Consider the following 13,562-nt stretch of genomic DNA (forward strand, 5'->3'; position numbering starts at 1 on the left):
CCTCCCCCTTGTGGGGAGGGTCGCTGCGAAGCAGCGGGGTGGGGGTCGGCGCCGCACCCCCACTAGGACCTTTCGGTCCGACCTCCCCACAAGGGGGAAGTAAACCCTAGATCGCAGCCGTAATGATAATCTCGACCGTGTATTCCGGCCCTGCGAGCTTGGCCTCACCGGTGGCGCGGGCGGGCGTGTTGCCTTGCGGCACCCACTTGTCCCACTCCTTGTTCATCTCGGCAAAGGTGCCCATGTCGGCCAGCCAGATGATCGCTTGCAGTATCTTGGTCTTGTCGGTGCCGGCCTTGGCCAGCAATTCGTCGATGGTGGCCAAGATCGACTTGGTCTGTTCGCCGACGCTGGCGCCAGGCGTCCCGACCTGGCCGGCGAGGTAAACGGTGTTGCCGTGAATGACGATCTGGCTCATGCGCGGGCCAACATCGATGCGACGAATGCTCATGGGAGGTTCCTTCCTGTTGTCGGAGGGCCTGTTTAGAGTTGGCGCCGGCTCCGGGCAAGGCCAACAGCGCGAAACCTCTTGAGCCTGGTTGGATCTTAGGCCGCAAATGTCTATCTGCGCCGAGGGATTTCTTTCCGGCGCGGATTGCCGATCTCGTACGAGAGTGGCAAGACTCCGGCCAAACCAGATTGCGAGGATGAGAGCCATGGAATATCGCGAAATCAGCGAGGACTATTCGGTCTCGGGCCAGATCCAGCCCGAAGATGCCGCCGCCATCAAGGCCGCCGGCTTCAAGAGCGTGATCTGCAACCGGCCGGACGACGAGCAGCCCGGCCAGCCTTCGGCCGACAGCGTCAAGGCGGCGGTCGAAGCCGCCGGGCTGGCCTTCCGCTACATCCCGGTGATCAGCGGCCAGATCACGGCCGAGAATGTCGAGGATCAGGCCGAGGCGCTCGACGCGCTCGAAGGGCCGGTGTTTGCCTATTGCCGATCTGGAGCGCGGTGCACGAATTTGTATGGGCTTATTCAGCAGTCGAAGGGGTGAAGGGTTAGCGCGATTGCGAAGGCCACTTCCACAAAGTTGGCAACCCTTCGCGCCCCCCTCTGTCCTGCCGGCTCATCCGATAGGATCCAGGAAAATCAAATCGGTAGCGCGCCGGTCTCCTTCAGCGTCTCCAGCACGATCGCTGTCTTTACATGCTGCACCGATTCATGCGGCAGCAGCACGCCGTTGACGAACTCCGACAATGATTTGAGATCGGGCGTTACCACCTTCAAGATGTAATCCATTTCGCCGGTCAGCGCGTGCGCTTCCTGCACCTCCGGCAGACGCGCCAGCAATTCGCCGAAGCGCCTGGCGTTGTCGCGGTTGTGGGTGGCCAAGGTCACCGAGATGACGTTGACCAGCGAGAAGCCGAGCTTGTCGCGGTCGAGCACGGCGCGATAGCCCTTGATATAGCCGTCTTCCTCCAACCGCTGGCGGCGGCGCGAGCATTGCGACGCCGACAGGTTCACGCGTTCCGAGAGGTCGTTGTTGGTGAGCCGCGCGTCGCCCTGCAAAAGAGCCATTATCTTGCGGTCGAATTGATCGATGCGCGCATCATCCATGGATTTATCTCCAATCATGCATGAATTACGCACGAGATGATCATTTCAAGCGTTTGAATGCAAGCACCGTGCGGCCACTTCGCGCTATGATGCGTCATCTCGTGGCCCGATGCGGCCACCATCCGTTTGGAGGAATGCCATGGGTCCCTTCCCGCACGACGCCCCGCCCGCAAAGATCAGCAAGGAAAACCCCGCCGGCACGGACGGATTCGAGTTTGTCGAGTTCGCGCATGCGGAGCCGCAGAAGCTCGCCGAACTGTTCACCCGCATGGGCTATGTCGCGGTGGCCAGGCATCGTACGAAAGACATCACCGTCTGGCGCCAGGGCGACATCAACTATGTCGTCAATGCCGAGCCGGGCTCGCATGCGATGAAGTTCGTCGACAAGCATGGCCCCTGTGCGGCGTCGATGGCCTGGCGTGTTGTCGACGCAAAACATGCCTTCGACCATGCGGTGTCGAAAGGCGCGACGCCTTACGAAGGCGACGACAAGGCGCTCGACGTGCCGGCCATTGTCGGCATTGGCGGCTCGCTGCTCTATTTCATCGACGCCTACGGCAAGAAGGGCTCGGCCTATGACGCCGAGTTCGAGTGGCTGGGCGCGCGCGACCCGCGGCCGCAAGGCGTCGGCTTCTATTTCCTCGACCACCTCACCCACAATGTCTATCGCGGCCAGATGGACAAATGGTGGGATTTTTACCGCGAACTGTTCGGCTTCAAGCAGATCCATTTCTTTGACATTGATGGCAAGATCACCGGCCTGGTCAGCCGCGCCATTACCTCGCCCTGCGGCAAGATCCGCATTCCGCTGAACGAGTCCAAGGACGAGACCAGCCAGATCGCCGAGTATCTCAAGAAGTACAATGGCGAAGGCATCCAGCACATCGCCGTTGGCACCGACGATATCTATGCCGCCACCGACAAGCTTGCCGACAATGGGCTGAAATTCATGCCCGGCCCGCCGGAGACCTATTACGACATGTCGTATGCCCGCGTGAACGGCCATGACGAGCCGATCGAGTGGATGAAGAAACACGGCATCCTGATCGATGGCGAAGGCGTGGTCGATGGCGGCACGACCAAGATCCTGCTGCAGATTTTCTCCAAAACCGTGATCGGGCCGATCTTCTTCGAATTCATCCAGAGGAAGGGCGACGAAGGCTTTGGCGAAGGCAATTTCCGCGCGCTGTTCGAGTCGATCGAGCAGGACCAGATCAAGCGCGGGGTGATCAAGGTGGACGGCAAGGCGGCGTAACGACGAAACTACTAACGTCGAGCTGCCCCTCACCTGCCTGCCGGCATCCTCTCCCGGTAAACGGGGCGAGGGACGCTATCGCCGATGCCTTCGCCAATTACCGGCGTTGCAGAAGATGGCGTCGGCGTTGCGGCCAGCCTCTTTCTCCCCGTTTACGGGGAGAAATGCCCGGCAGGGCAATGAGGGGCCGCGCCGCCATCGGGAATTGTTCGATCACAATCCCAGACGCTCGACCTCTTCCCTCCTCACCTTCAAATCATAGTCGAGCAAAAACTCGTCGAGCTGTGGCGGCGCTACTGACGTACCCGAGAGCATCGCATGCACCTGGCCGCGATGGTGGATGTCGTGCAGGAAGACATGAGCGAGGATATCGCCGATCTTTTCGGGGATCATGCCGTCCTCGCGCCGGTCGGTGATGACGCGGCGGTCGAGATCGGCCTCCGACAGCTTGCCGCAAAAAGCGATTAGCCGCCGGTCGGCCGCGGTCTGGGCAGCAAACAGCGCTTGCGGCTCATCGAACGGCACGTAGTCGTCATAGGCGGCAGCGCCGACGCCGCCCTCTTCCAGGAAATCGAGATAGAGATGGTCGACCGCGAGGATGTGGTTGAGCGTCGCCTTGATCGACGGGAAGAAGCTGGTGCGTTCGGCTTCGAATTCGCCGGGCTTCAGCGCAAGCACGGCGCGGTAGAGTCGATCGTTCGACCAGAGATTGTTGCCGGCCATGCGGCGCAGATGATCGAGCAAGGTCACGAGTTCATTCGCCTGACTAGGCCGATGCCTGCCGCCATGACCGCGAAACCGGCGACAACGATCAGCAGCAGCCGGTTCATGCGCCGGCGCATGGCCTGCGTTTCCTCGTCGCGCGCCACATTCGTGTTGGTGATGGTGTGGAACATCATCGCCTTGCGCGGGTAGCCGCTGCGGTTGGTCAGATCGGGCGAGCGCGCCTCGATGCGGTAGCTCAGCCGGATCGCCTGAATGAACACCACCAATATGCCAAGCGCCCAGACGCCGCACAGCAGATAGAACGCCTCGCCCGTCATTGCATTGCCCCCTGTTATGCCTGGTATTTCTCGACCTTCTGCTCGATGGCGCCGAAGATCGAATGGCCGGTCTTGTCCTTCATCTCGATACGCACCGTGTCGCCGAAGCGCAGGAAGGGCGTCTTGGGCTCGCCCGACTCGATGGTCTCGATCATGCGCAATTCGGCAATGCAGGAATAGCCGGCGCCGCCGGCCGACACCGGCTTGCCCGGCCCGCCATCCAGCTTGTTGGAGACGGTGCCGGAACCGATGATCGTGCCGGCTATCAGCGGCCTCGTCCTTGCGGCATGAGCGATCAGCGCCGGAAAATCGAAGGTCATGTCGACGCCGGCATTGGCGCGGCCGAACGGCTTGCCGTTGAGATCGGCGAGCAGCGGCAGGCTGACCTTGCCGCCATCCCAGGCGTCGCCGAGCTCGTCCGGCGTTACCGCGACCGGCGAAAATGCCGAGGACGGCTTTGACTGGAAGAAGCCGAACCCTTTGGCAAGTTCAGGCCCGGTCAGCGCGCGCAGCGTGACGTCATTGACCAGCATGACCAGCCGGATCGCGGCACGCGCCCGGTCGGGACTGGCGCCCATCGGCACATCATCGACGATGACGGCGACTTCCGCCTCCATGTCGATGCCGAAGGCCTCATCGGCCATGCGGATCGGCTCGCGCGGCGCGATGAAGGAATCCGAGCCGCCCTGATAGATCAGCGGATCGGTCCAGAAGCTTGCGGGCATCTCGGCGCCACGGGCTTTGCGCACCAGCTCGACATGGTTCACATAGGCCGAACCGTCGGCCCATTGATAGGCGCGCGGCAGCGGTGAATGCGCGTCATGCTCATGAAAGCGTGCCGACGGCACTGCATTGTTTTCCAGCGATTCAGCGATGGTCGCCAGATGCGGCGAAATCCGCTGCCAGTCGTCGAGCGCGGCCTGCAGCGTTCGCGCCAGGAACGAGGCGTCGGTGAAGCGCGTCAGGTCGCGCGAGACGACGACGAGTTTTCCGTCGCGCGTCCCGTCCTTCAATGTGGCAAGCTTCATGCGGTTTCCTCTCCTGATGCGGCTTTGGCGCCGTCTACGTTCACAACAAGGCCGTCGCGGGCAATCGTCAAGTCACCCACCCACGATTTCCTGACAGCGGCCTCCCAATCGATCTCCACGATCGCGGGATCGTCGGCCGGAATGAGGTGATTGAGCACCAGCCTTTTTACCGCAGCTTCAGTGGCGATGCGCCCGGCTTCCTCGGCAAAGGAGTGGCTGGCAAGCAGGTGTTCCCTGAGCCGCACGCCGTTGCCAGTCCTGGCGACCAGCCGCTCGATGCCCTCCTCGAGCATGGCTTCATGGACGAGGATGTCGGCATTTTTGGCAAAACCGGCGAGCGGCGGGAAGAAGGCGGTGTCAGCCGAGAACACGACGCTTTTGCCATCATGGTCGAAACGCAGCGCAAAACAGTCGGTTACCGGCGGATGATCGACGCGCAGCGCCGAGACCTTCAGGCCGCGCTGTTCGAAAATGTCGCCTTCACCGAACTCGGCGATCGAAACCAGCTCGCGAATGTCCGGCCTGCCTTCATCGACGATGCGGATTTCGATGTCGAACTCCATCGCCTGGCAGAAACGGCGCCAGTAATGGCCGGTGCCGGGCGGTCCGAACAGCGTCACCGGCTTGGCCAGACCGGCGGTCCAGGCGGTGTGCAGCAGTGGCCCGAGTTCCAGCACATGGTCGGAATGCAGATGGGTGATGAAAATCAGGTCGAGCGCTTTCAGGCCGACGCCGGCATCGACAAGGCCGCGCGTGACGCCCAGCCCGCAATCGACGACGATGGTTCGCCCGCCGAGCTCCAGCAGCGATGAGCTCGGCCATGGCCCGCCCGGCCGCAATGCCGGGCCGCCCTTGGAACCGAGGAGCACTAGCCGGTCGCTCATAGGGCGAGCCTCAAGACCAGTCGCCCTCCGGCGTGCCGTTGAAACGCTTCTTCAGATCGGACCAGCAGTCGATGTAATTGTCCTGTCTTGTTTCCAGCTCGGCGCCGTAACGGGTCAGCATCTGCGGGAATCGGGTCTCGAACATGAACGCCATGGTGTTGTCGAGCTTGACCGGTTTCAGTTCGACACGCGAGGCCTTTTCGAAGCCAGGCGCGTCGGGGCCGTGGGCCAGCATCAAATTGTGCAGGCTGATGCCGCCGGGCACGAAACCTTCCTCCTTGGCGTCGTACTGGCCGTGGATCAGGCCCATGAACTCGCTCATGATGTTGCGGTGATACCAGGGCGGCCGGAACGTATCCTCCGCCACCAGCCAACGCGGCGGGAAGATGACGAAGTCGATGTTGGCGGTGCCCTCCTCGCCGCTCGGCGCCGTCAGCACGGTGAAGATCGACGGGTCCGGGTGGTCGAACAGGATGGCGCCGACGGGCGAAAACGTCGCCAGATCATATTTATAGGGCGCATAGTTGCCGTGCCAGGCGACGACGTCGAGCGGCGAATGGCCGATCTCGGTGACATGGAAATTGCCGCACCATTTCACCGTCAGCCGGCACGGCGTCTCCTTCTCCTCGAACCAGGCGCAGGGCGTCTTGAAGTCGCGCGGATTTGCCAGGCAATTGGCGCCGATCGGGCCGCGGTCGGGCATGGTCAGCTTGGCGCCATAATTCTCGCAGACATAGCCGCGCACTTCGGCGTCAACCAGTTCGACCTTGAACACCAGCCCACGCGGTAGCACGGCGATCTCGCCGGGCCGCAGCTCAATGACGCCCATCTCGGTGACGAAGCGCAAGGCGCCAACCTGGGGCACGACCAGCAACTCGCCGTCAGCGTTGAAGAAATGGTCGTCGACCATTGAACGGTTGGCGACATAGACATGCGCCGCCATGCCGCTTTGCCCCAGCACGTCGCCGGCGGTGGTGATGGTGCGCATGCCGGCGATGAAATCGGTCGGCTCCTTCGGCATCGGCACCGGGTTCCAGCGGTACTGGCCGAGCGCCAACTCGTGGTCGCCGACATTGGGAGCGGTCTTCCACAAGGGATAGCTCGCCGCCTTGAAACGCCCGGTGTGCTTGACGCTCGGCCGGATGCGGTAAAGCCAGGAGCGCTCATTGGTGCCGCGCGGCGCGGTGAAGGGAGATCCCGACAGCTGCTCGGCGTAGAGCCCGTAAGCCGGCCGCTGCGGCGAGTTGCGCCCTTGCGGCAGCGAGCCGGGCAAGGTTTCGGTCTCAAAATCATTGCCGAAGCCTGGCATGTAGGAAAAGGCCATCCGATCCTCCCTGATCCCGGCCTCGCGAAACGCTGCTTGCCGGCGATGTTGACCAAACTGGTTTCATTTGTAACCATTGAAAATGTAACTATCAACGGCAAACGCCGCTTCCACGGTGCGCAGATGGAACCTGAAGTCTTAGAGCTTGAACGCTTCCTGCCCTATCGGCTTTACCGGCTAGCGGACGCCGTCAGCCGCGAATTCTCTAGTATCTACCGCGACCGTCACGGCCTGACGCGGCCGGAATGGCGCACGCTTTCGGGGCTGGGCCAGCGCGGCACGATGACGGCGACAGCGCTCGGCGAACAATCGGCCATGCACAAGACCAAGGTTTCGCGAGCGGTGGCCGAGCTTGAGCGAAGGCGCTGGCTGACACGCACGCCGGACGAGAATGATCGACGCGTGGAGCATCTGACGCTGACCAAAACGGGGCTGGCCGCCTATCGCGAAATGGTGCCGCTGGCGAAGGCGTTTGAACGCGAGCTTTTGGCTAGGCTCAGCGCGGCGGAACGAGCGGCGATTGTGAACGGGGTGGCGGCGCTGGAGACGGCGTTGTCCGTTCCGTAGCGATCCTTCACACCCCCCTCTGTCCTGCCGGACATCTCCCCCGCAAGGGGGGAGATCAGATGTCACGAAGGCTTTCGCCAATCTCGAACGTTGCAGAAATCAACAAGACGACGAAGCTGCTAATCTCCCTCCTTGCGGGGGAGATGGCCGGCAGGCCAGAGGGGGGTGCCGTCCCTCCATCGTCTCCAATAGGAGGCGCGACTCTGCCCGCCTACCAATCCATCACCACCTTGCCCGAACTGCCGCTCCTCATCGCGTCAAACCCTGTCTGGAAATCATCAATGCCGATGCGGTGCGTGATCAGGCCCGACACGTCCAACGGGCCCTGCACCAAGGCGATCATCTTGTACCAGGTCTCGAACATCTCGCGGCCGTAGATGCCCTTGAGGTGCAGCATCTTGAAGATGACCTTGTTCCAGTCGATCTCGAAACCGGTCGGCGCAATTCCCAGAATGGCGATCTTGCCGCCATTGTTCATGGTGTCGATCATGTCGCGGAAGGCGGGCGCGGCGCCCGACATTTCGAGACCGACGTCAAACCCCTCGGTCATGCCGAGCGCGGGCATGACATCCCTAAGCTTTTCCTTGGAGGCGTCGACGACATGTTGGACGCCGAGCTTTTTGGCCAGCGCCAGCCGGACCGGATTGATGTCGGTGATGACGACTTTTCTGGCACCGACGCATTGCGCCACCAGCGCGCCCATGATGCCGATCGGCCCGGCGCCGGTGACAAGCACGTCCTCGCCGACCAGATCGAAGGACAGAGCGGTATGCACGGCATTGCCCAGGGGATCGAAGATGGCGGCGATCTCGTCGGGCACATCGTCGGGGATCGGCACGACATTGTGCTGCGGGATCGCCAGATATTCGCCGAAGGCGCCGGGACGGTTGACGCCGACGCCGAGCGTGTTACGGCACAGATGCCCTCGCCCAGCGCGGCAGTTGCGGCAATGGCCGCAGACGATGTGACCTTCGCCTGAGACGCGCTGGCCGATCTTGTATTCGGTGACCGCGGCGCCGAAATCGGCAACCGTGCCGACAAACTCATGGCCGGTCACCATCGGCACCGGCACGGTCTTCTGTGCCCACTGGTCCCAATTGTAGATGTGCACGTCAGTGCCGCAGATCGCCGTCTTCTTAACCTTGATCAGCACATCGTTGGGGCCGATGTCCGGCACCGGCACCTCTTCCATCCAGATGCCCGGCTCGGCCTTGGCCTTCACCAGCGCCTTCATCATGTTCGACATTCTTTTGTCCCTTGAATCCTTTGATCCGGAATCGCTTTTGGCGGCTCAGGAGATGACGCCCAGTTCCCGGCCGACCGCCGCGAATGCCGCCACGGCGCGGTCGATGTCAGCGCTGGAATGCGCCGCCGACATTTGCGTGCGGATGCGCGCCTGGCCTTTCGGCACCACCGGGAAGGAAAAGCCGATGACATAGATGCCGCGCTTCAGCATGCGCTGTGCCATCTCCTGCGCCAGGCTGGCATCGCCCAGCATCACCGGGATGATAGGATGATCAGCACCGGCAAGCGTGAAGCCGAGCTTGCCCATTTCGGACCTGAACCGCGCCGCATTGGCATATAGGCGCTCGCGCAAGGCGTCGCCATTGCGGATCAGCTCGAACACCTTGATGGAGGCGCCGGCGATCGCCGGCATCAGCGTGTTGGAAAAGAGATAGGGCCGCGAACGCTGGCGCAGCCAGTCGACCACTTGGCTTTTGCCGGAGGTGTAGCCACCGGAGGCACCGCCCAGCGCCTTGCCGAGCGTGCCGGTGATGATGTCCACCCTGCCCTCGACGCCGCAATATTCGGCCGAGCCGCGGCCGTTTTTGCCGACGAAGCCGACCGCGTGGCTGTCATCGACCATCACCATGGCGTCATACTTTTCCGCTAGATCGCAGACACCTTTCAGATTGGCGATGATGCCGTCCATGGAAAACACGCCGTCGGTGGCGATCAGCCGGAAGCGGCAATCCTTGGCTTCCTTCAGCCGGGCTTCAAGGTCGGCCATGTCGTTGTTGGCGTAGCGGAAGCGCTTTGCCTTCGACAGCCGCACTCCGTCGATGATCGAGGCATGGTTCAGCGCATCGGAGATGATCGCATCCTCCTCGCCGAGCAGCGTTTCGAACAGGCCGCCATTGGCGTCGAAGCACGAGCCGTAAAGGATGGTGTCGTCCAGGCCGAGGAAGGAAGAAATCGTCGCCTCAAGCTGCTTGTGCTCTTCCTGCGTGCCGCAGATAAAGCGCACCGAGGCCATGCCGTAGCCGTAGCGGTCGAGCGCGCCTTTGGCCGCCGTGCGCAATTCGGCGCTGTCGGCGAGGCCGAGATAGTTGTTGGCGCAGAAGTTCAGCACCTTGTCGCCGCCGACCTCGATCTCAGCCGACTGTGTCGAGGTGATCACCCGCTCGGATTTGTAGAGCCCGGCCGATTTCAACCCTTGCAGTTCATTGTCGATATGGGAGAGGAATGCCGCGCTCATGATCAGGTCCTATTGAGATTGGCGGCGACTGTCGCGCCCCCTGAATGAAAAATCCACCGCAAATGCGACCGCTTCGGTGGCGCGGCAAGCTCAACCTTGGCGCGATCCGATCGCAAAACCAGCATGTTGGAGTAGCAAGCGTGCAAATACGGCCACGCCGCGAAAGAACATGATAACCATTTCGGCAGCTTTCGTTCACTGCTGAAGCAACAATTCCGCCGGCTTCGAGACCTGTTAACCCTTTCAAGCCAATGGTCTTCTCGCCATGAATCCGTGGCGGAAATCGTTTGACCGAGGGGTCACCTAGAATATGTCGCAGCAGCCGGTGCAAACCATCTCGGGGAAACTCATCCTGCTGATCAAGACCGGCTACTGGCTGGCGCTGCTGATCATCGCGGCTATGGTGATGGCCTCCTTCATCCTGCTGCAGCAGATGATGGCGGCCCAGCAGCACAACAACACTCTGCTCGATATCGTCAGCACCCAGAAGGCGCTGTCGCAGCGCATCGTCTTCCTGGCAAGTGCAACCGGCTCCGCCTCGCGCGACAAGCAGCCGGCCCTGGTTTCTGCGCTGAAGCAGGCGACCACCGAGTTCGAGACGAATTACGACCTACTGCTCGAGCAGACCGGGGCCGATCCCCTGTCACCGGCGCGGTCCGACCCAAAATCGATCGAAAACGTGCTGTTCGCCAAGCCGTTCCACCTTGACTATTTCTCGGTCGGACTTATCGCCAATGGCGAAAGGCTGATCTCGTCCTTTGAGTCCCAGCTCTCCGGCAAGGCCGCCTACAAGGGTGGCGGCGAGCGCGTCAATCTCGACGCCTCCGTCGCCAACGCGACGCTGTCGGGCTATGCCGCCCTTGGCCAGCGCATCAACGCCTTCGCCGACGAACGGTCGGAAAAGTTGCTCGATCTGCACCGCACATTGTTCTACGCCACTATCGGCGTCATCGTGCTGGTCGCACTTTTCATCTTCCGGCCAATGTCGAAGGCGATCCTGCGCAAGACGCATGAGCTTATCGACGCCCGCAATTCGATGGCCTTCATCGCCGTGCATGACGGGCTGACCGGCCTGCACAACCGCACCTTCCTGACCGATCACTTCGAAACGCTGATCAAGGGCGCGCATCGCCGGCGTGAAAGGCTGGCGGTGATCCAGCTCGATCTCGACCGGTTCAAGCAGATCAACGACACGCTCGGCCACGCCGCCGGCGACTATGTGCTGGTGGTCACCGCGCAACGCATGCGCGATTCCTGTCGCGCCTCGGATCTGTGCGCGCGTCTTGGCGGCGACGAATTCGTGATGATCCTCAATGGCGCCGGCGGCACCGAGGACATCAACATGCTGGCCAGGCGCATCCTCGAGCAGATCAACGAGCCGATCATGTTCCAGGGCACGACCGTCCTTCCGGGCGCCAGCGCCGGCATTGCCGTCTATCCCATCGACGCCGACAATGCGGCGGATTTGCTCGTCCATGCCGACCTCGCGCTCTATTCCGCCAAGAAGCTTGGCGGCGGCAGTTTCTCGTTCTTCTCCGAGGAGCTCAGGCGCGAGCTCGATTACCGCAAGCAGCTCGAGCACGACATCAGGATCGCCATCTCTGAGAATGCCTTCCAGGTCTATTTCCAGCCGCAGGTGTCGCTGACCAATGGCGCCATCAGCGGCATCGAGGCGCTGGTGCGCTGGAAACATGCCGAGCGCGGCATGATCTCGCCAGGCGAGTTCATTCCCGTCGCCGAAAAATGCGGCTTCATGCCCGAGATCGGCCGCATCGTCTTTGCCAAGGCGATCGAGCAGGCAGCCGAATGGGACCGCGCCGGCATTGCCTTCGGGCGGCTTGCCGTCAACGTGTCGGGCACCGAGCTGCGCGAACCCGACTTCGACCGCTTCTTGTTCGCGACGCTGGAGAAGGCTGGGCTGTCGCCCGACAAACTGTCGCTGGAGATCGTCGAATCCGTCATTCTCGACGACGAGAAGACCGGCATCGCGGCCAAGCTGCGCCACATCCGAGCCGCCGGCGTTCATCTCGAACTCGACGATTTCGGCACCGGCTATGCCTCGCTCAGCCATGTCAACCCGAACGAGATCGACCGGTTGAAGATCGATCGCCGCTTCGTCCAGAACATCAACGAGAATGGCGACAACACCAAGATCGTGCGCGCCATCACCGAGCTGGCGCGCGGCCTCGGCATCTCGATCGTCGCCGAGGGTGCGGAAACCGAGGCCGAACTCGATTCGCTGATGGCGATCGGCTGCGACCAGGTGCAGGGCTATTCCATCGCCTTCCCGATGCCGCAGGACAAGGCACGCGAATGGCTCCTGGCGCGCAGCCCGAAGAAAGCCAAGCTGAAGGTGCTGCAGGGCAATTTAGCCTAGACTATTGCCACACCGGTGCCGGTCATTTGGCGGGCGCGGCATTGGCCCGCAACACCGCCAGCACCTCGGCGAACTCCGCCAGCCGGTCGTCCGGTAATCCGGTGCGCAGCCGCTTGTCGAAAACGAGAGCCGCCGCGCGCAGTTTCACGAACATTGCCTCGCCTGCTGCGGTCAGCTCGACCAGATGAACCCGGCGGTTATCGGGATCGCGGCGGCGCGTCAGCAGACCTTGCGCCTCCATGGCATTGAGATGGTGGGTGAGCGTGGCGCCCTGGATGCCGATCATGCCGGCAAGCTCGCGCTGATTGGCAAGCTCGCTCGACTTGACCGAAAGCAGGGTCAGCCACACCGGCAGCGTGCCGCCGGCCTCGACCAAAGCGGCGTCAAAAGCTTGCGCTACCAGCTTGGAGGTACGCGCGAGATTCATGCCGACGGGCGGGCGGTCAAAGGGAGTCATGAGCCGACAGTAGAACAAGGCACCGAGCGAGGGAACGCAGCATTATTCATTGACATCGAATCATTCGATGTCTAACTATATCACCTGTCGTTGCTAACGTTATTCGCGTCGCCTTGAGCCGGACCGAGGGCCGGTTTTGGCGACGTTCATTGGCGGTGGGGCAAGGAGGAACCGTGCAATATGTCTACATCGTCATTATCGGCCTTCATGTTATGGCCGGCGTGTTCTGGGCCGGCACCACCATCACGCTGGCCCGCGATCCCGAGATCAAGGCGGAGCGCTTCATTCATCCGCAGATGGGCTCGGCCGGCGTGGTATTCCTGACGGGCGCGCTGCTTTGGTATTTCTTCCATGGCGCCTATTTCGGCTCGATGGAAATGGTGCTGGCGCTGGGCATCCTGGCCGCCTTTGCCGCAGCCGGCGTTCTCAGCGCTGTGGTTCACAAGACCAGCCGGCAGCTTTCCGGGGCGGACGCCGCCACGGAAACGGCGCTGCGCGCCAAAATGGCTGGCGGCGAGCGGGTCGCCGCGTGGCTGCTGGTGCTCACCGTCCTGTGCATGGCCACCGCCAGGATGATTTGAGCCCTGCCG

At 62.2% G+C, this 13,562-nt stretch carries 15 protein-coding genes; 5 read left to right on the top strand and 10 right to left on the bottom strand.

What is annotated here, in order from left to right:
• Nucleotides 1–106: 106 nt before the first annotated feature.
• On the bottom strand, nt 107–451 hold the full coding sequence (locus AC1D1N_RS26295; RefSeq protein ID WP_192252993.1) for a RidA family protein: 345 nt from the start codon (nt 449–451) through the stop codon (nt 107–109).
• A 205-nt stretch (nt 452–656) separates the two neighbouring features.
• On the opposite strand from AC1D1N_RS26295, the gene AC1D1N_RS26300 reads away from it, so the two are divergent.
• The gene (locus tag AC1D1N_RS26300; RefSeq protein ID WP_112565008.1) at nt 657–995 is read left to right on the top strand and encodes a protein tyrosine phosphatase family protein; all 339 of its coding nucleotides are present in this window, start codon (nt 657–659) and stop codon (nt 993–995) included.
• Between the two features lie 95 nt (nt 996–1,090).
• Here the strand turns inward: AC1D1N_RS26300 and AC1D1N_RS26305 are convergent, their stop codons facing one another.
• Complete coding sequence (locus tag AC1D1N_RS26305; RefSeq protein WP_181061738.1) at nt 1,091–1,558, bottom strand: Lrp/AsnC family transcriptional regulator; 468 nt, start codon at nt 1,556–1,558, stop codon at nt 1,091–1,093.
• Nucleotides 1,559–1,697: 139 nt separating this feature from the next.
• Here AC1D1N_RS26305 and hppD point away from each other — a divergent pair, with 139 nt between their 5' ends.
• Nucleotides 1,698–2,813: a 4-hydroxyphenylpyruvate dioxygenase gene (gene hppD, locus AC1D1N_RS26310; RefSeq protein ID WP_477351944.1), complete on the top strand. Its 1,116-nt coding sequence runs from the start codon at nt 1,698–1,700 to the stop codon at nt 2,811–2,813.
• A gap of 213 nt (nt 2,814–3,026) precedes the next feature.
• Here hppD and AC1D1N_RS26315 read toward each other — a convergent pair whose 3' ends face one another.
• From AC1D1N_RS26315 to hmgA, 5 genes are read right to left on the bottom strand one after another with little or no spacing between them, the layout of a single operon-like run.
• Nucleotides 3,027–3,563 carry a DinB family protein gene (locus AC1D1N_RS26315; protein ID WP_477351946.1) on the bottom strand — a complete coding sequence of 179 codons (537 nt, stop codon included), beginning with the start codon at nt 3,561–3,563 and terminating at the stop codon, nt 3,027–3,029.
• On the bottom strand, nt 3,560–3,856 hold the full coding sequence (locus tag AC1D1N_RS26320; protein ID WP_352559438.1) for a hypothetical protein: 297 nt from the start codon (nt 3,854–3,856) through the stop codon (nt 3,560–3,562). The genes AC1D1N_RS26315 and AC1D1N_RS26320 overlap by 4 nt, the downstream gene beginning before the upstream one ends.
• Before the next feature lie 14 nt (nt 3,857–3,870).
• The gene (locus AC1D1N_RS26325; protein WP_477351948.1) at nt 3,871–4,884 is read right to left on the bottom strand and encodes a fumarylacetoacetate hydrolase family protein; all 1,014 of its coding nucleotides are present in this window, start codon (nt 4,882–4,884) and stop codon (nt 3,871–3,873) included.
• Entirely contained in the window at nt 4,881–5,768 is an 888-nt protein-coding gene (locus AC1D1N_RS26330; protein WP_477351950.1) for an MBL fold metallo-hydrolase, read from the bottom strand. Before AC1D1N_RS26330 ends, AC1D1N_RS26325 begins: the two co-directional genes overlap by 4 nt.
• A 10-nt stretch (nt 5,769–5,778) precedes the next feature.
• Entirely contained in the window at nt 5,779–7,092 is a 1,314-nt protein-coding gene (hmgA, locus tag AC1D1N_RS26335; protein ID WP_477351952.1) for a homogentisate 1,2-dioxygenase, read from the bottom strand.
• 123 nt (nt 7,093–7,215) lie between these two features.
• Here hmgA and AC1D1N_RS26340 point away from each other — a divergent pair, with 123 nt between their 5' ends.
• Complete coding sequence (locus tag AC1D1N_RS26340) at nt 7,216–7,659, top strand: MarR family winged helix-turn-helix transcriptional regulator (protein ID WP_477351955.1); 444 nt, start codon at nt 7,216–7,218, stop codon at nt 7,657–7,659.
• 211 nt (nt 7,660–7,870) lie between these two features.
• Here AC1D1N_RS26340 and tdh read toward each other — a convergent pair whose 3' ends face one another.
• Nucleotides 7,871–8,905, bottom strand: coding sequence for an L-threonine 3-dehydrogenase (tdh, locus tag AC1D1N_RS26345; protein ID WP_477351957.1), 1,035 nt, complete (start codon nt 8,903–8,905; stop codon nt 7,871–7,873).
• A gap of 45 nt (nt 8,906–8,950) precedes the next feature.
• Nucleotides 8,951–10,138 carry a glycine C-acetyltransferase gene (locus tag AC1D1N_RS26350; RefSeq protein ID WP_477351958.1) on the bottom strand — a complete coding sequence of 396 codons (1,188 nt, stop codon included), beginning with the start codon at nt 10,136–10,138 and terminating at the stop codon, nt 8,951–8,953.
• A gap of 310 nt (nt 10,139–10,448) precedes the next feature.
• On the opposite strand from AC1D1N_RS26350, the gene AC1D1N_RS26355 reads away from it, so the two are divergent.
• Nucleotides 10,449–12,515: a putative bifunctional diguanylate cyclase/phosphodiesterase gene (locus tag AC1D1N_RS26355; protein WP_477351960.1), complete on the top strand. Its 2,067-nt coding sequence runs from the start codon at nt 10,449–10,451 to the stop codon at nt 12,513–12,515.
• 22 nt (nt 12,516–12,537) lie between these two features.
• Here AC1D1N_RS26355 and AC1D1N_RS26360 read toward each other — a convergent pair whose 3' ends face one another.
• Nucleotides 12,538–12,942: a MarR family winged helix-turn-helix transcriptional regulator gene (locus AC1D1N_RS26360; protein WP_436259523.1), complete on the bottom strand. Its 405-nt coding sequence runs from the start codon at nt 12,940–12,942 to the stop codon at nt 12,538–12,540.
• Nucleotides 12,943–13,145: 203 nt separating this feature from the next.
• Between AC1D1N_RS26360 and AC1D1N_RS26365 the strand changes: the two genes are divergently transcribed.
• Complete coding sequence (locus AC1D1N_RS26365) at nt 13,146–13,553, top strand: hypothetical protein (protein WP_477351963.1); 408 nt, start codon at nt 13,146–13,148, stop codon at nt 13,551–13,553.
• Nucleotides 13,554–13,562: the final 9 nt, after the last annotated feature.

The organism is Mesorhizobium sp. P2_B5 (genome assembly GCF_056404775.1).